The 19,089-nt window shown below is 39.7% G+C and carries 14 protein-coding genes; 3 read left to right on the forward strand and 11 right to left on the reverse strand.

Annotated elements, in window-relative coordinates:
* Window positions 1–88: 88 nt before the first annotated feature.
* The 11 genes from ruvB to ctlX all read right to left on the reverse strand — a co-directional run bounded on the left by ruvB (window position 89) and on the right by ctlX (window position 9,830).
* Complete coding sequence (ruvB, locus tag JMN12_RS04365; protein ID WP_009413295.1) at window positions 89–1,114, reverse strand: Holliday junction branch migration DNA helicase RuvB; 1,026 nt, start codon at window positions 1,112–1,114, stop codon at window positions 89–91.
* A gap of 24 nt (window positions 1,115–1,138) precedes the next feature.
* Entirely contained in the window at window positions 1,139–2,329 is a 1,191-nt protein-coding gene (locus JMN12_RS04370; protein ID WP_203137444.1) for a pseudouridine synthase, read from the reverse strand.
* A gap of 77 nt (window positions 2,330–2,406) precedes the next feature.
* A complete protein-coding gene (gene atpG / locus JMN12_RS04375) occupies window positions 2,407–3,273 on the reverse strand; it encodes an ATP synthase F1 subunit gamma (RefSeq protein ID WP_203137446.1) in 867 nt (288 codons plus the stop codon).
* A gap of 97 nt (window positions 3,274–3,370) precedes the next feature.
* On the reverse strand, window positions 3,371–4,084 hold the full coding sequence (locus JMN12_RS04380) for a DUF1266 domain-containing protein (protein ID WP_203137448.1): 714 nt from the start codon (window positions 4,082–4,084) through the stop codon (window positions 3,371–3,373).
* Between the two features lie 29 nt (window positions 4,085–4,113).
* Window positions 4,114–5,694, reverse strand: coding sequence for a F0F1 ATP synthase subunit alpha (gene atpA, locus JMN12_RS04385; RefSeq protein WP_203137450.1), 1,581 nt, complete (start codon window positions 5,692–5,694; stop codon window positions 4,114–4,116).
* A gap of 80 nt (window positions 5,695–5,774) precedes the next feature.
* Window positions 5,775–6,323: an ATP synthase F1 subunit delta gene (atpH, locus tag JMN12_RS04390; protein WP_203137452.1), complete on the reverse strand. Its 549-nt coding sequence runs from the start codon at window positions 6,321–6,323 to the stop codon at window positions 5,775–5,777.
* 7 nt (window positions 6,324–6,330) lie between these two features.
* Window positions 6,331–6,822, reverse strand: a complete 492-nt coding sequence (locus JMN12_RS04395) for a F0F1 ATP synthase subunit B (RefSeq protein WP_009413287.1) — start codon at window positions 6,820–6,822, stop codon at window positions 6,331–6,333.
* 81 nt (window positions 6,823–6,903) lie between these two features.
* Window positions 6,904–7,107, reverse strand: coding sequence for an ATP synthase F0 subunit C (gene atpE, locus JMN12_RS04400; protein ID WP_009413286.1), 204 nt, complete (start codon window positions 7,105–7,107; stop codon window positions 6,904–6,906).
* A gap of 41 nt (window positions 7,108–7,148) precedes the next feature.
* Window positions 7,149–8,216: a F0F1 ATP synthase subunit A gene (gene atpB, locus JMN12_RS04405; RefSeq protein ID WP_088594778.1), complete on the reverse strand. Its 1,068-nt coding sequence runs from the start codon at window positions 8,214–8,216 to the stop codon at window positions 7,149–7,151.
* A gap of 145 nt (window positions 8,217–8,361) precedes the next feature.
* Window positions 8,362–8,880 (reverse strand): adenine phosphoribosyltransferase, encoded by a 519-nt coding sequence (locus JMN12_RS04410; protein WP_203137455.1) that lies wholly within the window; start codon window positions 8,878–8,880, stop codon window positions 8,362–8,364.
* 8 nt (window positions 8,881–8,888) lie between these two features.
* The gene (gene ctlX / locus JMN12_RS04415) at window positions 8,889–9,830 is read right to left on the reverse strand and encodes a citrulline utilization hydrolase CtlX (RefSeq protein WP_203137457.1); all 942 of its coding nucleotides are present in this window, start codon (window positions 9,828–9,830) and stop codon (window positions 8,889–8,891) included.
* A 503-nt stretch (window positions 9,831–10,333) separates the two neighbouring features.
* Here ctlX and sprA point away from each other — a divergent pair.
* Genes sprA through JMN12_RS04430 form a run of 3 tightly spaced genes read left to right on the forward strand, consistent with a single transcriptional unit; the run spans window position 10,334 to window position 19,088 of the window.
* On the forward strand, window positions 10,334–17,407 hold the full coding sequence (sprA, locus tag JMN12_RS04420; protein WP_203137459.1) for a cell surface protein SprA: 7,074 nt from the start codon (window positions 10,334–10,336) through the stop codon (window positions 17,405–17,407).
* 24 nt (window positions 17,408–17,431) lie between these two features.
* Complete coding sequence (locus JMN12_RS04425; RefSeq protein WP_203137461.1) at window positions 17,432–18,034, forward strand: IMPACT family protein; 603 nt, start codon at window positions 17,432–17,434, stop codon at window positions 18,032–18,034.
* A 46-nt stretch (window positions 18,035–18,080) separates the two neighbouring features.
* Window positions 18,081–19,088 carry a Gfo/Idh/MocA family oxidoreductase gene (locus JMN12_RS04430; RefSeq protein WP_203137463.1) on the forward strand — a complete coding sequence of 336 codons (1,008 nt, stop codon included), beginning with the start codon at window positions 18,081–18,083 and terminating at the stop codon, window positions 19,086–19,088.
* Window position 19,089: the final 1 nt, after the last annotated feature.

A 19,089-nucleotide genomic window follows, 5' to 3' on the forward strand; every position in this document is an offset into this window, starting at 1 on the left:
GAACGGAAATGCCTTTTATAACTATAAAAAAAATCCTTAAAGAGCAGTGTTACTTTAAGGAATTTTTTGTTAATTGTATATTGTTTTTTCAGTCGAAAAGTGTTCCTTGTTTTGCGGGATGAACTTTTCCTAAGTGTTTGTAAGCTAACTCGGTTACTTCTCTACCGCGAGGGGTACGTACAATAAAACCTTCTTGAATGAGGAAAGGTTCATAGACCTCTTCAATAGTTTCGGCGCTTTCGGACACGGCAGTTGCTAAAGTGGTGATTCCTACGGGGCCTCCTTTAAATTTATCGATGAGGGTAGAGAGGATTTTGTTGTCCATCTCGTCTAATCCGTGTGCATCTACATTGAGGGCTTTGAGCCCGAAGCGGGTAATAGCGATATCTATTTTACCATTGCCTTTTATTTGTGCGAAGTCGCGAATACGACGTAAAAGGGCATTAGCAATACGCGGGGTACCTCTACTTCTGCTTGCTAATTCGATAGCAGCTTCCATAGAAATTGGGACTTTGAGAATAGAAGCACTACGCTGAACGATATCAGCTAAAAGTTCAGTAGAATAATATTGCAATCGGCTTTGAATACCAAAACGTGCACGCATAGGAGCTGTAAGTAAACCTGAACGGGTGGTTGCTCCTATAAGTGTAAAGGGATTGAGGTTGATTTGCACGGTGCGGGCGTTGGGGCCTGATTCTATCATTATATCAATCTTGTAGTCTTCCATAGCTGAGTAAAGATACTCTTCGACTACCGGACTCAAGCGGTGTATCTCGTCGATGAAAAGTACATCGCGCTCTTGCAAATTAGTGAGTAATCCAGCTAAATCTCCAGGTTTATCAAGCACGGGACCTGAAGTAATTTTGATACCTACCCCCAATTCGTTAGCCAAAATATGAGCGAGGGTAGTTTTTCCAAGTCCTGGAGGCCCGTGAAAAAGGGTATGATCGAGAGCTTCGTGGCGCATATTAGCAGCTTTTACGAATACTTTTAGGTTTTCTAAAACTGCTTCTTGCCCCGCAAAATCATCAAACGACAAAGGGCGCAAGGCTCTTTCTATATCGAGTTCTTGCGCCGAATAATTTTCTTTATTTGGATCTAAGTTTTTATTCAAGCTTTTAGGATTTAGAAGATAGCATCACTTCATATTGCGAAGATTGATTACTTCTTGCTGAGTGAGGCGACGCCAATGACCACGAGGTAAATCTTTTTTAGTGAGTCCGGCAAACACTACGCGGTCGAGTTTTTCTACTTGATAGCCCAAGTGTTCAAAAATACGGCGTACAATACGATTGCGACCGCTATGGATTTTAATACCGATTTCATTTTTAGGTTTATCGTTTACATAGCTGATTTCGTCTACCTCAATGAAACCGTCTTCTAACTCCAAGCCTTCTTGTATCTTGATAAAATCTTTGTAGTCGAGTTTGCGGTCGAGGATTACGTGGTATATTTTGCGTACACCGTGAGTGGGATGAGTGAGTTTTTTGGTGAGCTCACCATCATTGGTAAGCAATAACAAACCTGTAGTAGCTCTATCTAAACGGCCTACAGGTAAGATTCGAACATTAGTAGCATTTGCGACCAAATCCATTACAGTTTTACGGCCTTTTTCGTCGTTGGTAGTGGTGATAAAACCTTTGGGTTTGTTGAGCAAGATGTATTCTTTCTTTTCAGAAGAAAGGAGTTTACCATCAAAACGAACTTCATCGGTAGGTTTTACGCGGTAGCCAAGGGTTGTCATCACTTCACCATTTACCGTTACATTACCTGCAGAAATATACATATCGGCATTGCGACGTGAACAGATGCCTGCATCAGCGATGAATTTGTTCAAGCGCACTTCGATTGGATCGGCAGCGGGATAATCAATAGGAGCTTGGTTATAAGGTTTATAAGCGTTGTTGTTATAAGGTTTTTTGTTGAAAGGTTTTTTGTAGTTGTTGTTTCGGTTGTAACCTTCATTGCGGTTATAATTTTCATTACGGTTGTAGTTGTTAGGCTTGCTATACCCGTCGTTCTTTTTGAAGTTAGGGTTGTAAGGTTTTTTGTTTTCGAAATTATAACCGTTGTTATTGTTATAATTATCATAGCGATTGCCACCATTATTGTCATAACGGTTACCATTGTTATTGTTATAGCGGTTACCGTTATTATTGTTGTAACTACGTCCTTCGTTCTGTCCGTAAGTTTTCTTTTTGAATGAACTATTGCTGTTGTTGCGATTGTTACCGCTGTTGTAAGAAGAATTGTAAGGCTTTTTCTCTGAATTCCCATTAGAGGAATAGCTATTCTTCTTGTAGTTGTTGTTAAATTTTTTGTTTTCCATATAAAATTAAATCTCTCTATTATTTAGGGCAAATTGCCATTCTATTAAGGGCGAATTGCTATTCGTCCCTACAGATTTTAAGCTAAGGCTTCAGACCCTCCAACGATTTCGATAATCTCACCAGTGATGGTAGCCTGACGAGCTTTGTTGTAGGTGAGGATGAGTTCGTTTTTGAGGTCTTGAGCATTGTCGGTAGCTTTGTGCATAGCCGTCATACGTGCGCCGTGTTCTGCTGCTACAGAGTCGCGTAAGGCTTTAAACAATTGTGTTTTTAGCGAACGTGGAATGAGTTCTTCTACAATCTCTTGCTTAGAAGGCTCATAAATATAATCGGTATTTAGTTCTTTGTTATTTGTTTTAGAAGTAGTAATGGGTTGTATAGGCAAAAATGTTTCTTCTGTAAGAATTTGAGTAGCTGCATTTTTAAAACTGTTGTACACCAATACTATCTGGTCATATTTACCCGAAGTGTACAATTCCATTAGTTCTTCAGCCAAAGCAGCAGCTGTAGCAAAGGTGAGCTTATCGAAAATTTCGCTATTATGAGCTATAATATTATCGTATTTTTTCAACACATCATTGCCTTTTTTACCTATGGTGTAGAGTCGTACCTGCTTGTCTTTATAGGTAGTTTGCTCTAACTCTAACACTTTTTTTATCACGCTGGCATTGAACGCCCCGCAGAGGCCTCTATTGGAGGTGATAGGTACCAAAAGTACTTTTTTTACTTCTCCTTTGCGTGGATTATAAACATTCTCATCACCCAAGGCAGCGCTAAGGTGTTCTAACAACTGCTTGAGTTTATAAGCATAAGGTTTCATCGCTACAATAGCATCTTGAGCCTTTTTCAGTTTGGCTGCCGATACCATTTTCATCGCTGCTGTGATCTGCATTGTTGAACTTACCGATGAAATTCTGCTTCGTATTTCTTTTAAATTTGCCATTTTATTAGGTAAGAGGTAAAAGAGGTAAGAGGTAAACTCTAACCATTTACCGTTAATCATTAACTGTTAGTTATATGTTTTAAGGTTTCTATCAAAATTAGAAAGAATACCTTTGAAAAACATCTATTCCTTCTATTTTCCTTAATGAAGGAGATTTACTATGAAATAGTTGAGAGGTTAGAATAATAAGGTCTTCCAAATCAAACCCCTGAATAGTACGTCCTAAAAGGAAAGATATGGTATATTCTTGCCAATTTTTGCCTTGTTCTTTCGCTATATCGGATACTTTTTGCAATATATTCCACATTTCAGTTTCAGAGATATATTGGCACCAATAACACCATTTAGCCAAAGAAGCTGCTCTACACAAATCCCACGCATAAGCCGATTTTACTGCCTCTACTTGTGCTAATTCTATTCCCAAACCATTGGCTATTTGTTTCTGTATTTTGCTAAGCTCAGGTGAGGTTTGCGTTAGCAGATGTCGGAACTGTAATGAACGTTTCTGTGCTAATAAGTCACCTATAGTTTGTTTAGCAGATGCTGTATCTATTATTTCCCATTGTTGACGTAATCCTTTCTGATATGTTTCTAATATTTCAGTAGGTATTAGGTTTAGTAGATTTTCGCCACGGTAATACGTTAGTATCGCTCCAAAAGTGAGCAATCGTATCTGTTCCTCAGTTAAAGGATTTTGATTGATGTGTCCTATTTGTTTTTGCAAATGTTTTTTTGTGTAAGCTTTGTTTATATAAATCTGTAGCGCAAACAAAAAGACAGCTCCAATAATTATCCATATAATAACACTCATAAGAATAAATATTTAAAAAGATGTATTTACTATTTTGCGTATTTTTCGCTTAAATCTTGGGCTACTTTTTCAAGAGTGGCTGTAATCTCATCGGTGAGTTTGCCAGCTTTGAGTTGATCTAAAATGTCACGATGAGATACATTGAGGAATTCTAAGTATTCTTTTTCGAATTCTTTAACTTTATTTACAGGTACTTGGCGCAATAAATTTTTAGAACCTGCATAAATAATCGCGATCTGATTTTCTACGGGGTAAGGGTCGTTTTGTGGTTGTTTTAAGATTTCCACATTGCGTTTTCCTTTTTCGATAACCCCCATAGTAGCTGCATCGAGGTCAGAACCAAATTTAGCAAAGGCTTCAAGTTCGCGGTACTGCGCTTGGTCTAACTTGAGCGTTCCTGCTACTTTTTTCATAGATTTAATCTGAGCTGATCCCCCAACACGTGATACGGAAATACCCACGTTGATAGCAGGACGTACTCCAGAATTGAACAAGTCAGATTCCAAGAATATTTGTCCGTCGGTAATAGAAATCACGTTAGTAGGGATATAAGCTGATACGTCGCCCGCTTGAGTTTCAATAATAGGTAAAGCAGTGAGGGAACCACCTCCTTTTACGAGTGAGGCAATGCTTTCGGGGAGGTCGTTCATTTGGCGTGCAATGGTATCATCGGCAATCACTTTGGCAGCGCGCTCTAACAGACGAGAGTGTAAGTAGAAGACGTCACCAGGGTAAGCTTCACGTCCGGGTGGACGGCGCAACAAGAGCGATACCTCACGGTAAGCCACCGCTTGTTTAGAAAGGTCGTCGTAGATGATAAGCGCAGGGCGACCTGTATCGCGGAAGTACTCGCCAATAGCAGCTCCTGCAAAAGGAGCATATACCTGCATAGGAGCAGGATCGGAAGCATTAGCCGCCACGATAGTAGTATAAGCTAAAGCACCAGCATCTTCTAAGGTTTTTGTAATACCTGCTACTGTTGAAGCTTTCTGACCAATAGCTACATAGATACAATATACAGGATTACCTGCATCGTAGAACTCTTTTTGGTTCAATATTGTATCGATGCACACGGTAGTTTTACCTGTTTGACGGTCGCCAATTACTAACTCACGTTGCCCACGACCTATAGGAATCATCGCGTCGATAGCTTTGATACCCGTTTGCAAAGGTTCGTTTACAGGCTGACGAAAGATAACTCCAGGGGCTTTGCGTTCCAACGGCATTTCGTATAGTTTGCCCGTAATAGGGCCTTTACCATCAATAGGTTGCCCTAAGGTGTTTACGACACGACCTACGATGCCTTCGCCTACGTTGATAGAAGCGATGAGCCCCGTGCGTTTTACAGTATCACCTTCTTTAATATCAGTTGACGGTCCTAAGAGGGTAATCCCTACGTTGTCTTCTTCGAGGTTGAGGACAATCCCTTGTAGTCCGTTGTCAAATTTCACTAATTCACCATATTGCGCATTTGATAGTCCGAAGATACGCGCAATACCGTCTCCCACTTGTAATACCGTTCCTACTTCTTCTAAAGAAGCATTGGCATCGAAGTGCGCTAATTGTTCTTTTAAAATTGCTGAAATTTCAGCGGCTTTTATTTCTGCCATTTTTTCAGGTTTTATTTCTTAGTTGTTAGTTTTTATCATTTTTCGTTGTAAATATCAAACTAGAAAACGTTATCTCTTACTTACAAAAACAATTTTTCTTGGAACTCTTGTTGCAATCGGTTGAGTTTGTGAGCTACACTAGCGTTGTATTGGACATCACCTACACGGAGGATAAAGCCTCCTATAATGTTTTTATCTACCTTGTTTTCAAGAGTAACATTTTCATTCTTAGTAAGTAATTTTACCTTTTGTAGCATTTCTCGCTGGGTAGAGTCATTCAGTGGGGTAGCTGTAGTAACCACTGCTACTTTGTGATTTTTATAGATGTTGTATTGTACTACAAATTTTTCAGCTACTGTCCCGAGAATAGACAAGCGTCCGTTTTTAATTAGTAATTCAAATAAACGCAAGGTTTCGGGAGTTATTGTAGTAAAGATTTTGGAGAGCACATTCTTTTTTACCGTTGTTTTTACGATAGGGGAGATGAGCATACGTTCCAAATCTTTATGAGATTTTATAGTTTTATCTATCAAGGTCATATCAGCGAAAACCGCCTCTAAGACATTTTGCTGTAGGGCGTATTCCAAGAGAGCCTTGGCATATCTGTTTGCTACTCTGAATCCGTACATAACCTATTTAGTTTAGGGTAACACTTTTTAAATAATCGTTGATGAGGGCAGTTTGTTTTTTCTCGTCGGAGAGCTCGCTCATCATCACTTTTTGCGCCATTTCGATAGAAAGTGCTGCAACTTGGTCTTTTAGTTGTGCTAAAGCTACTTTCTTCTCACTTTCAATTGCCTGTTGTGCTTGTTGAATGAGTTTTACACCTTCACGATGGGCTTCTTCTTTGGCTTCACTTACAATTTTATCTTTGATATCTCTTGCTTCTTTTAAGATAACATCTCTTTCAGCGCGTGCTTCGGCTAAAAGACGCTCGTTGTCGGCTTTGAGGTTTGCCATTTGTTTTTGAGCTTCTTCAGCAGCTTCCAAAGCCTTGTTTATAGAGTCTTCGCGTTGTTTTACGGCATTCATTATTGGCTTCCAAGCATATTTTGCTAAGAGGAAGAGCAAGATGAGAAAGATAATGGTATTCCAGAATAATAAACTTTCAGGATGTGATAAATTCATTGTATTTAATTATTAGGTGTTAGGTGTTGTCAGTAAAGAACCGTTGTGCAACCAACCGTTACACAACGGTTTTTTTTAGTACTATTTGAGGAAAGCTACAACGATACCGAAGAGGGCTGCCCCTTCGATAAGAGCTGCTGCAATCAACATCATAGTTTGGATTTTAGAAGAGACTTCGGGTTGGCGTGCTACACCTTCTACGGCTGAAGCACCGATTTTACCAATACCGATTCCGGCTCCGATGGCTGCTAATCCAGCCCCAATTCCTGCTAAAGATAAAGTCATATTTATAAAAATTAATTAGTTACTTGTGTTAATTAGGTTGATTAGTGTGTTTCTTCTACAGCTTGCCCTATGAATAGTGCAGAAAGCAGTGTAAAAACATAAGCTTGCAATACGGCTACTAATAACTCTAACATTTGCATAAACACTGTAAAGGCAACTGATACAGGGGCTATCGCTACTGATTTGAATATGAATATCAGTGATATCAAACTTAGGGCGATGATGTGACCTGCTGTCATATTAGCAAACAAACGTATCATCAAGGCAAAAGGTTTAGTGAATACACTCAATATTTCGATAGGTATCATAATAGGTAATATCCACGAGGGTACCCCAGGTGGAGCAAAAATGTGTTGCCAATAGTGTTTGTTGCTACTAAATAAGGTAAGGATAAGTGTGAAAAGAGCTAACATACCCGTAAAGAGAATGTTGTTGGTTACTGTACCTGCAAAAGGGAAGAAAGGTATAAGTCCGAAGAGGTTTCCTACCCAAATGAGGAAAAAGACTGTAAGCAAATAGGGCATATATCTATTGTAATACTTTTCTCCTATATTAGGAATAGCTATTTCATCGCGCACAAAGATTACGATAGGTTCCAATAGACCTGCCAATCCTTTTGGAGCTTTAGGATTCTTTTTATATGAACGCGCTACCGCAATGAAAGTGAGCAATAATAGTATTGATATTAACATCAATGAAACGACATTCTTAGTAATAGAAAAGTTCAGAGGGCGTGCATTGGTTACATCACCTTGAGCGTTAAACGTAAGGGGCGTATCGGCATTGGCGTAGTAGATATCCTCTTTATAGCGAACAAACCGCTGTCCGTTTTTCTCAACTACAACAGTTCCTTTGTTGTCGTGATGAAAAGCGCTTGACAAAAAAGTTACCAATCCGTTATCAGTCCATAGGATTATAGGTAAGGGCAATGAATAAGTGTGCCCATTGTAATCAAATAAGTGGAAATCGTGAGAATCCCCGATGTGTTCATCTATTAACTCATTGATATTAAACTCCTCACTTCCTTCATTTTCGGTAGCAAAACCTTTTAGAGGTAACAGTGAGATTACAAATAAAGTGATATATAGAATGCAATTCTTTATTTTCATTACTTGTTTGTTTTTATTCGCGCAAATGTAGGATTTTTTATTTAAGTAGCGAAATTTTTTGGTATATTTTTTTAATTAGAAATGTTTAAATAATTGATATTTAAGTCTTAACATTTCTAATAAGTAATTTTCAATTCTCTGATTTTTACAGAATGCTATACACTTTGTAATTTTTTAGTTTATCACGTCCCTTGAGAAAATGTAGTTCCATTAGGAAATCAAGCTGCACGATATCCCCTCCGAGACGTTCTATAAGTTTTACTACAGCTTCGGCAGTACCTCCTGTAGCGAGGATATCGTCGTGAATTAGTACTTTTTCATCTTTTGCAATGGCATCTTCGTGGATTTCGAGCATATCTTGCCCGTATTCCAAATTGTAAGTCTGTGAAAGAGTTTTATAGGGTAATTTTCCTTTTTTGCGTACGGGTACAAAACCCGTTCCTAAGCGTTGAGCAAGGAGCATACCAAAGAAAAATCCACGGCTTTCCATTCCGACCACTTTGTCGATTTTCTGACCGTGTAGGTTTTCTACCAATAGGTCTATTACGTATTCTACCCCTTTTACGTCCATTAGTAGAGGGGTAATGTCTTTAAATATAATACCTTCCTTAGGGAAGTCTTTAATGTCGCGTATTTTACTTTGAATGTATTCTTTTTTGTCCATTTTAGTTATTAGTGTTTAGATGTTAGAGGGTTAAAGACTTCTGCAAGCATACAACGAGCACTACCACCCCCACAAGTTTCAATGGTTTCTAAATTGCTGTGAATAATAGCGGTATGCTTTTCTATAGTTTTTCGTTGTTCGGGAGTTAGACTGTTATAGGCAGCATCACTCATTACTAAGTAATTGCTTTCTTTTCCTTGTACTTGTAGCATATTGCCAGCGTATTGTTCCATTTGTTTAGGGGTAATGTTAATTACTTCTTTTTTGTCTTCTTTGAGATGATGTAAAAGATTTTTGCGCTCACTTTTATCGGTGATGGTGTCTAAGCACACTACTGCGAAATCTACACCTAATGCCATCATTACATTAGTGTGATAAATAGGTAATTGCTCATTACCTACCTGCTGATAGGCTTTGAAAATCACTGGAGTATATTCAAAATCTTCGCAGAACTCAACAAAAAGCTCTTCATCGGCACGAGGAGAGAGCGCACAATAGGCTTTGCGGTTTACCCTATCAAGTACCATAGCGCCCGTACCTTCTAAGAAGATATTTTCTTTTTCGGCATCGGTATAGTCGTATACGTTTTCAATATCAAAACCTTCAGCTTCTACTTTGTCTAAAATATCCTCACGGCGTTCGCGTCGGCGGTTTTCGGCAAACATAGGGTAGATAGCCACATCGCCGTTTTGGTGGAAGGTAATCCAATTGTTCGGGAATACTGAATCTGGAGTGTTTTGTTCATAAACATCGTTTACAACAATCACTTTTACTCCAACAGCACATAGTTTATCCACAAGAGTGTCGAATTCTTGCTGAGCTTTGAGGTTTATTTCGTCGTTCTTCAAATCCATTTCCTCTTGGAAATAGTTGTTTACAACGGTTTGTTCATTCATACGGAAGCGCACAGGGCGTACCATTAACACAGTATTGGTAATTTGCTTTTTCATCAGTAAACAGTGGTTAGCAATCAAAGGCACAAAAGTACAACAAAAATAACAATTAGCAATTAACAACTAATAAATTCTTTTTTAAAGGGATGACAAATCTATACAAAAAGGATTTTCATTACTTCTCGATCTTTTCTAATTCAATGTTATTTTCTTTCATTTAGTAAATTTGTGTTTAAAAAAAGTTATTGAGCTTGTCAATTTTTTCTATAAATGATTTTGTGTTTGAAAAAACTAAAATTCAGGAACTTTTTAGGGCAAAGATAGAATAAATAAATTGGATTACTATATTATTTGATATAGAAAAGTAGAGTTAAAAACTATTGCCAAAATTACTTATTCATCACTAAACATTTTCCTAAAACTTAGCCTTTGTGTCAAAACTCTAATACTCTGCACTGTAATTAACGATTGTTAAAAATGTTAATTATTAATTGCAAATTGTCAATAGTTTTTTATCTTTGCCCCGATTTATATTCCCTATAATGTATCTGTACCCCATTATGAAATATACTTATACACTATTCATACTACTTTTTTTCAGTGTTTTAACAACTCAAGCTCAAGTAACTCCCACTACTACAGAAGGTTCTCAAACCGAGACGACAGTGCGCAATGGCATTGGGCGTGTGGGCTTAGAGCAACCTAAGAGTATTGTGCAGCAGTACACATATAACCCTACCCTTGATCGCTATGTGTATACTGAAAAAATCGGCAAGTATGACCTTAGAACTCCTATGTTTCTTACCGTAAAGGAATACGAAAACTTGGTACTGCGTGAGCGTATGAAAGCGTATTACGATGAGAAACTCGCAACTTTGGGTGATACGACAACAGGTACTACCGATAAGAAAAAAGCACAACGAAACTTATTGCCTGAGTTGTACATAAATTCCGATTTTTTTGAGAGTATCTTTGGGGGGCGCAATATAGAGCTCACACCGCAAGGGAGTGTAGGGGTAGATTTAGGGGTGCGTTACACACGTAATGATAACCCTATAGTGAGTCCGCGTTACCGAAGCTCGTGGGGATTAGATTTTGAACAACGCATCAGTTTAGGACTTACTGGTAAAATAGGAACAAGGTTGAAACTCAATGCTCAGTACGACACTCAAGCTTCTTTTGATTTTCAAAATGTCTTCAAATTAGAGTACGCTCCCGATGAAGATGATATCGTACAGAAAGTAGAGTTAGGAAATATCTCAATGCCAATGTCTAACTCACTGATTACGGGCTCCCAAAGTCTGTTTGGGGTGAAAACTGAACTAAAGTTTGGGCGTACCACTATCACAGGAGTATTTTCTGAACAGAAATCTGAGCGCAAAACGGTGAGCGCACAAGGTGGTGGTACCATTACCGAATTTGAATTTTCGGCTTTAGACTACGATGAAAATCGCAACTTCTTCTTAGCACAATTCTTTCGCGATAATTATGACCGCGCTTTAGAGAACTATCCTTTTATCAATAGTAAAGTACAAATCACCCGATTGGAAGTATGGGTTACCAACCGTAATAGCCGTATGGGTAATATTCGCAATATTTTGGCATTGCAGGACTTAGGAGAACCTAAACAAGTGAATACCCGTTTGGGAGATAAAGCAGGTGCAGCTTTCTTCAATGCCACTACTAACAATATGCCTGCCAATGGTGCTAATAAATACGACCCTACAAAGTTAGGTACACCTAATTCGGTGCTTACTGAGGCAATTCGCGATGTGGCAACAGTACAACAAGGTTTTGGTACAAATGCTTCGTATGTAAGTCAGGGGTATGACTATGCTATCATTGAAAATGCGCGAAAACTCGAAGAAGGAGTTGATTATAAAGTAGATAATAAACTTGGTTATATTTCACTTGTTACAGCATTGAGCAGTGATGAAGTACTCGCAGTAGCCTACCAATATACCTATGGTAGCCAAGTGTACCAAGTAGGTGAATTTGCTAATGATGGTATTTCGGCAACTACTAACCAGATTTACGGTGGGGGAAACAATGCTATTACCAATAACCTTTTAGTACTGAAGATGCTCAAAAGCAACCGTTTGAACGTGAATGACCCTATTTGGGATTTGATGATGAAAAACGTTTATTCGGTAGGTACAGCGCGACTTTCAGCTGAAGATTTTCGTATGAATATCTTCTATTCTAATCCGTCGCCTATCAACTATATAGAAAAGGTGGATAATGTAGGTTGGCCTGCGAGCTTAGACGATCGTATTTTGCTCAACCTTTTTAATTTCGACCGCCTCAATAAATACAACGACCCACAACCAGGAGGTGATGGTTTCTTCGATTACCTACCTGGCATTACTATCGATGAACAGTACGGCAAAATCTTCTTTACTAAAGTAGAACCTTTTGGTAGTTTTCTCTACAACACTTTAGGAGGAGGAACAGATTACGGCAACCCTCTTTCTTATAACAACAATCAGAAAAAGTACGTATATACTTCACTGTATAAAAACACTAAGTCACAAGCCCAAATGGACGGTGATAAGAACAAGTTCGTAATGAAAGGTCGCTACAAAGCTTCCTCACGTCGGGGCATATCCTTAGGGGCTTTCAACGTCCCGCGGGGTTCGGTAACCGTAACGGCAGGTGGACGTATACTCGTGGAGGGTATCGACTATTTGGTGGATTACCAATCGGGTACAGTGGAAATTATCAACGCAAGTTTAGAAGCTTCTAATTTACCTATACAAGTATCCGTAGAAAACAACTTGATTTTTGGCGGACAGACCACGCGCTATATGGGTGTGAATGTGGAACATAAGTTCAGCGATAAGTTCATCGTAAATGGAGCTATTGTAAATTTACGTGAACGTCCTTATACTCAGAAAACTAGCTACGGACAAGAGAGTGTGAACAATACTATCTTTGGGGTAGGAGCTACCTATTCTACTGAGTTGCCCTTCCTTACTCGTTGGGTGAATCGTATTCCTACGATTAAAAGCGATGCTCCTTCTAACCTCTCACTGCGTGGTGAGTTTGCTTATTTGAGAGCAGGCACCCCGAAAGCCGATGATTTCAACGGTGAAACTACTGTATATTTAGATGATTTTGAGTCAGCTCAAGCAACTATTGATATACGTTCACCTCTGGCTTGGAAATTAGCGAGTCCACCTTTAGAGTTTGGACAAGGTAGTGGCACAGCTTCACGTACGCTTTACGGTAGCAACCCTACCGATGCTAATAACTTGCGCAATGGTTTTGGGCGTGCTAAATTGGCGTGGTATACTATTGATCCTGTGTTCTATTCAGCTCAAAAACCTTCGGATATAAACAGTAATGAAATTTCTAAAAATAGTACTCGCCGTATTTTTATAGAAGAAATCTTCCCACAACAGCAATTAGCGCAAGGACAATCACTTGTACAAACTACTTTGGATTTGGCTTACTATCCTAATGTAAAAGGCCCTTATAACAACAGCCCTTCTTTCAATACCGAAAATAAATGGGGGGGGATTATGCGTGGTATGAGCTATTCTGATTTCCAAGAAAGCAATATAGAGTTCCTACAATTCTGGGTAATGGATCCTTACTATTCAGGTGAATACAGTGGTAATGGGGAGTTGGTGTTCAACTTAGGAAATATCTCTGAAGATGTACTCAAAGATGGTCGTAAGCAATATGAAAATGGCTTGCCAGGACTTTCGTCTACCGCTAGCACTAACCAAACCTCTTGGGGAAAAGTGCCTGCCGCTCAATCCTTAGTTTATGCTTTCGATGAGAATCCTTCTAACCGCGCTTTGCAAGATATAGGGCTCGACGGACTTACCGATGCCGATGAAAGAAATATCTATACGAACAACCTCGCTACCTCGCCTAATGACCCTGCGATGGATAACTATGAGTATTTCTTGGCACGTAGCGGGAGTATTCTTAATCGTTACTACAACTACAATGGTACTCAAGGAAACTCACCCGTAAATAATACCGATAGCAATAGAGGTTCTACAACCATACCTGATCATGAGGATATCAATGGCGATTATACGATGAATACCGCCAATAACTACCTTGAATATCGCGTGCGTATGCACCCTAATATTACTACTTCCGACCCTTATGTGAACGATATTCGTACAGTTTCAATAGAAGCACCTAATGGACAACAGGTGTCTGCCCGCTGGATACAGTACAAAATACCAATTGCTAGTGGTGCATTATGGCGTGAAGGCTATAGCTTCCCTGTAGGAACGGTTTCTAAAACTGAGCAAATTAACATCATCAATTCGATGACACACATGCGTATGTATCTCACTGGTTTCCAAAACGAGATGCTCTTACGCTTCGGTACACTCGACCTTATTCGTGGTGATTGGCGCTACTACAATTATCCACTCAATGAAAGTTTGGGCGTTACTTCAGCTACTACCGTCGAAATCAACTCCGTTAACCTTATCGAGAACGAAAACCGTCAGCCTATTCCTTATCGTATGCCACCGGGGGTGCACCGCGAACGTATCAATACCAATAATACTTTGGTAGAACAAAACGAACAAGCCTTGTCGTACATTGTGCGCGACCTTAGAGATCAGGATAGCCGTGCAGTGTATAAAGCCTTGCGTTTTGACTTGCGACAATACAAATATATCAAGATGTTTGTACACGCCGAAGCCTATAAGAACAATGCTTTAACCGATAATCAGGCAGTGGCTTTTATACGAATAGGTACAGATTTCAATAACAACTACTATCAAATAGAAGTTCCCTTGCAGGTAACTCCTGCAGGAGCAAGTGCCGATTACCTAATATGGCCTAAAGAAAACGAACTGAATATCCCAATGGAAGTGCTCACTAAGCTCAAAGCTATCAAGCTTAGAAGTGTAGGAGGACTGAGTGATGAAACGTATTACGATCACAATTTTAATGTAATTACTAGTCCTTACACTACTCCTCATATCGCGGGGCAAAACCGCTATGTCATCAAAGGAAATCCATCCTTAGGTAGCGTGCGTGCGGTGATGTTGGGAATTAAAAATGCATCGGGGCACGACCTCAGTGGTGAGTTTTGGTTCAACGAACTCCGTGTTGCCGAATTAGAAAATCGCGGTGGCTGGGCTGCCGTTGGTTCATTGGATGCTAATGCTTCTGAATTACTGAATATTTCGGCTACAGGACGTATGCACACTGTCGGCTTTGGAGCTGTAGATCAAGCGCCTAACCAACGTGCGCTCGAAAGTACCCGTGAGTACGACGTGATGATGAATATCAATGCAGGGAAACTCTTGCCTCCTAAGTGGAATATGCAAATACCCGTAGGTTTGAATCACTCTCAAAAGCTCTCAACACCAGAGTATGATCCTGTATATCAAGATATCAGATTGCAAGACCGCTTGGATGTTGCCCAAAATGAAAATGAACGTGAAATTATCAAGCGACAAGCCGAAGATTATACCTTGCGACGCGGTATCAACCTTATTGGGGTGAAGAAAAACTTAGCTGAAGGACAAAAGAACCATATCTACAACATCGAAAACTTTACTTTTAACTACGCTTATAACGAGAAAAACCACCGCGATTACGAGCTTAGTTATGAAGATGAGCAACAAGTGCGTGCAGGCTTTATGTACAACTATACGTTTAAACCTACAACGGTAGAGCCTTTCAAAAAAAGTAGCAAGTTTGTAGGCAAACGTTATTGGCAGTGGTTGGCTGATATGAATCTGAATATCTTGCCTACAAGCATTATGTTCACTGCAGATGTTAATCGTTCGTTTACTAAGCAGTTGTTCCGCGATGTGCATTTCGATGGTGTGAATGCAAGTCAGCAACGCGCTTTGCCAGAATTGCAACAACGCAATTACTTGATGAATCACCAATATGCTATCAACTATAATCTCACCAAATCATTGCGACTCAATTTCAATGCAACTAACAATAGTATCATTCGCAATTACTATAGGTATGATGCCAATGGTGATATATCAGGAGTAGATAGAGAGGTATCGTTATGGAATAACTTCTGGGATTTAGGAACTCCTGATCACTTCTTCTCTAAATTCCAAGTGAATTACGAATTGCCATTTGCAAAGTTCCCTTACTTTGAGTTCTTACGTGCCAACTATACATATTCAGGTGATTTTGATTATCAACGTGGGTCTCAAACCCTCTTGCAATTGGCGCGCCAAGAGGTGAATACCTTGCAAAATGGTAACACTCATAACTTTACCGCAAACCTTACTTTTGATCAGCTCTATCGCTACTTAGGCGTGAAAGCTACCCCAAGAGGTGAGAAAGCAAGTGTTGGAAAAACGCTTTTAACGATGATTAAAACCGCTGGTGTGAACTATTCAGTTACTAATGCTCGCACCATCCCTGGCTACACCCAGCAAGTAGGATTCTTGGGTACGTTCAAACCTTCGGCAGGCTTTATGTTTGGCGACCAAACCGATTTGCGCTACGAAATGGCTAAGCGCGGTCAGCTTACCGAATTTGCCGATTTCAACGACCAATATATCAAATCACAAGAAAAACAACTCTTGCTCACCGCTAATTTGCAACCAATACCTGATTTACAAATCAATTTAAAAGGGAATAGACAATATACTGAAAATTATACCGAAACCTTTGAGGTGCGCAATTTTGTATACAACAAATTAGTGGGCAATCAGGTAGGTAGCTTTAATATTTCTACCAACCTCATCGCAACTGCTTTCAACAAAATAGACGAGTACAACTCGGCTGCCTTTGAACGCTTTAAAGATAACCGGCTCACCGTCGCACGCCGCTTAGCCGATGCTCGCGGGTTGAACCCTTCATCAGTAGATGCCGAGGGGTATCCTATAGGATACAGCAAAAAAAGTCAGGCGGTGATGATACCGGCGTTCTTTGCAGCGTATTCTGGCGGTAGTGCCAGTGGTGTATCACTTGATGCGTTCAAAAATATTCCTATCCCTGAGTGGAATATACGTTATACAGGCTTGATGCGTATCGATTTTATCAAGAATACTTTCCGCCGTTTCTCATTAGCCCACGGCTATCGCGCGAGCTATTCACTTAGTGAGTTCCGTACCAACTTGGAGTATGAACCTGCTAATCCTAATAAAACGAATGTAGCAGGCGACTTCCTCAATGAAAAATTGTATTCTACGGTTACCCTTGCCGAGCAGTTCAATCCGCTTATTCGCGCCGATATGGAACTTAAAAATTCTATGAGTCTCTTGGCAGAGTTCAACCGTGATCGTACCATTTCTATCAGTTTAGACAATGATTATCTTACTGAAATTCTCAAGCGCGAATACAAATTTGGATTAGGTTATCGCTTTAAAAACTTGAGCTTTGTAACCCGTGTGAATGGTAATCTCACTACGCTGAAGAGTGATTTAGTACTCAAAGGTACGCTTTCTTACCTCAATGAGTTCACCGTAATACGCAATATGGAAATATTTAACAACCAAGTAACTGCTGGGCAAACCTCGTGGTTGGGTAATCTTACCGCCGAGTATGCCCTCAGTCGTAACCTCTTAGCATCGTACTATTTCCAATACAATTTCTCTAAATCGGCTATTTCTACAGCCTTTCCAATGACCACAATCCGTACAGGACTCTCAGTGAAATACACCTTTCAATAACCCCTGAAACTTGACCCCTGAATAATGGATACTTACAAAACTATAGCAATCCCTATAGAAGAAGTAATCTTTAAGGAAAAGAGTAGCAAGTTTCTCGGCTATGCTTTTCCTGTTACTTCCGAAGAGGAGATAAAGGTACATCTTGAAGAAGTGAAAAAAGCTCATTTTTCGGCACGACATTGGTGTTATGCGTGGCAATTGGGTTATGGAACTGCCCAACGTTATCGCGCCAACGACGACGGTGAGCCTAATAATACGGCAGGTATTCCTATTTACGGACAAATTCAGTCCTTTGAACTCACTAATATATTGGTAATTGTCGTGCGTTATTTTGGAGGAATCAAGTTAGGTGTAGGCGGATTAGTACAAGCCTATAAAACTACCGCCCAACTTACCCTACAAGAGGCTGAAATTGAAGAAAAATTCATCACTGAAGAGTTGCGTATCCGTTTTGATTATCCATTGATGAACAAAGTAATGAGGGTAGTAAAGGAGCAAAACCTCACCATCACCCAACAAAACCTCACTGAGAACTGTGAGTTACAGCTTGCTATTCGGCAAAGTGATTATCAAAGAATGCAAGAGCTTTTTGAGAATATCTATGGAGTATTAATAGTTAAAGATTAACGTTTTGTTACCCATAACCTGTTACTTATTACCTATTACCTGAAAAATGAATATAGCACTTTGTAGTTTTGGAATGAGCGGACGTGTATTCCACGCCCCTTTTATCGCTCAACATCCTCATCTTAACCTCTATGCGGTGGTAGAACGCCATCGCTCGGAATCTCGTGAATTATATCCCAAAAGCAAATTGTATCGTTCAGTAGCTGAAATGCTACAAGACCCTGCCATAGAAGTGGTAGTGGTCAATACTCCCGTGCAAACTCATTATGAGTACGCCAAAGAAGCTCTTTTAGCAGGAAAACACGTATTAGTTGAAAAACCTTTTACGGTAACTGCTGAAGAAGCTCGTGCTCTCAATACTTTAGCCAAAGAAAAAGGGAAGCTACTCACCGTTTATCAAAATCGTCGTTATGATGGTGATTATCTGAAAGTAAAGGAAATAGTAAAAAGTGGTGTATTGGGCGAACTTAAAGAAGTAGAAATACGATTTGATCGTTTCCGTGATAGTATCAGTGCCAAAGCCCATAAAGAAACTGCTAAAAGTGGGGGAGGAGCACTTTATGATTTAGGGGCACACCTTATAGACCAAGCCTTACAACTTTTTGGGAAACCTATAAAAATATACGCCGATTTGGGTTACCTCCGCAAAGGTACTCAAACCGACGATTATTTTGAAGTGATATGCTTCTATGACAATCAGTTGCGCGTACGACTCAAATCTTCTACTTTTGCCTTAGAACGCCAATGGGAATACGTGTTACACGGCACTAAAGGCAGTTTTTTACAACAGCGTTTTGACGGACAAGAAACTGCTTTAGTGGCAGGAACTATTCCTGCTCCTACACCTTGGTTACCAAATATTCAAGAGCCTAATGGCATTTTGCATACGCTTGAAAGTCGCACACTCACCACAGCTCAACACGGTAATTATGGACAGTTTTACGAAGATTTCTATCAAGCTCTCATAGGAAAAAAAGAAAACCCCGTACCTGCAAGTGAGGCTTTAGAAGTAATTAATATCATTGATGAATTGGCAAATCGCCAAATTAGCTAAT

It is taken from the genome of Capnocytophaga genosp. AHN8471 (assembly GCF_016806945.1).
In the GTDB taxonomy this organism is placed as follows: Bacteria; Bacteroidota; Bacteroidia; order Flavobacteriales; family Flavobacteriaceae; genus Capnocytophaga; species Capnocytophaga periodontitidis.

Bases quoted from the DNA above. Each gene is read 5' to 3' on its own strand.
- JMN12_RS04370 (WP_203137444.1), bottom strand. From the start codon at position 2,329: ATGGAAAACAAAAAATTTAACAACAACTACAAGAAGAATAGCTATTCC.
- atpG (WP_203137446.1), bottom strand. From the start codon at position 3,273: ATGGCAAATTTAAAAGAAATACGAAGCAGAATTTCATCGGTAAGTTCA.
- JMN12_RS04380 (WP_203137448.1), bottom strand. From the start codon at position 4,084: ATGAGTGTTATTATATGGATAATTATTGGAGCTGTCTTTTTGTTTGCG.
- atpA (WP_203137450.1), bottom strand. From the start codon at position 5,694: ATGGCAGAAATAAAAGCCGCTGAAATTTCAGCAATTTTAAAAGAACAA.
- atpH (WP_203137452.1), bottom strand. From the start codon at position 6,323: ATGTACGGATTCAGAGTAGCAAACAGATATGCCAAGGCTCTCTTGGAA.
- JMN12_RS04395 (WP_009413287.1), bottom strand. From the start codon at position 6,822: ATGAATTTATCACATCCTGAAAGTTTATTATTCTGGAATACCATTATC.
- atpE (WP_009413286.1), bottom strand. From the start codon at position 7,107: ATGACTTTATCTTTAGCAGGAATTGGGGCTGGATTAGCAGCCATCGGA.
- atpB (WP_088594778.1), bottom strand. From the start codon at position 8,216: ATGAAAATAAAGAATTGCATTCTATATATCACTTTATTTGTAATCTCA.
- JMN12_RS04410 (WP_203137455.1), bottom strand. From the start codon at position 8,880: ATGGACAAAAAAGAATACATTCAAAGTAAAATACGCGACATTAAAGAC.
- ctlX (WP_203137457.1), bottom strand. From the start codon at position 9,830: ATGAAAAAGCAAATTACCAATACTGTGTTAATGGTACGCCCTGTGCGC.
- sprA (WP_203137459.1), top strand. From the start codon at position 10,334: ATGAAATATACTTATACACTATTCATACTACTTTTTTTCAGTGTTTTA.
- JMN12_RS04425 (WP_203137461.1), top strand. From the start codon at position 17,432: ATGGATACTTACAAAACTATAGCAATCCCTATAGAAGAAGTAATCTTT.
- JMN12_RS04430 (WP_203137463.1), top strand. From the start codon at position 18,081: ATGAATATAGCACTTTGTAGTTTTGGAATGAGCGGACGTGTATTCCAC.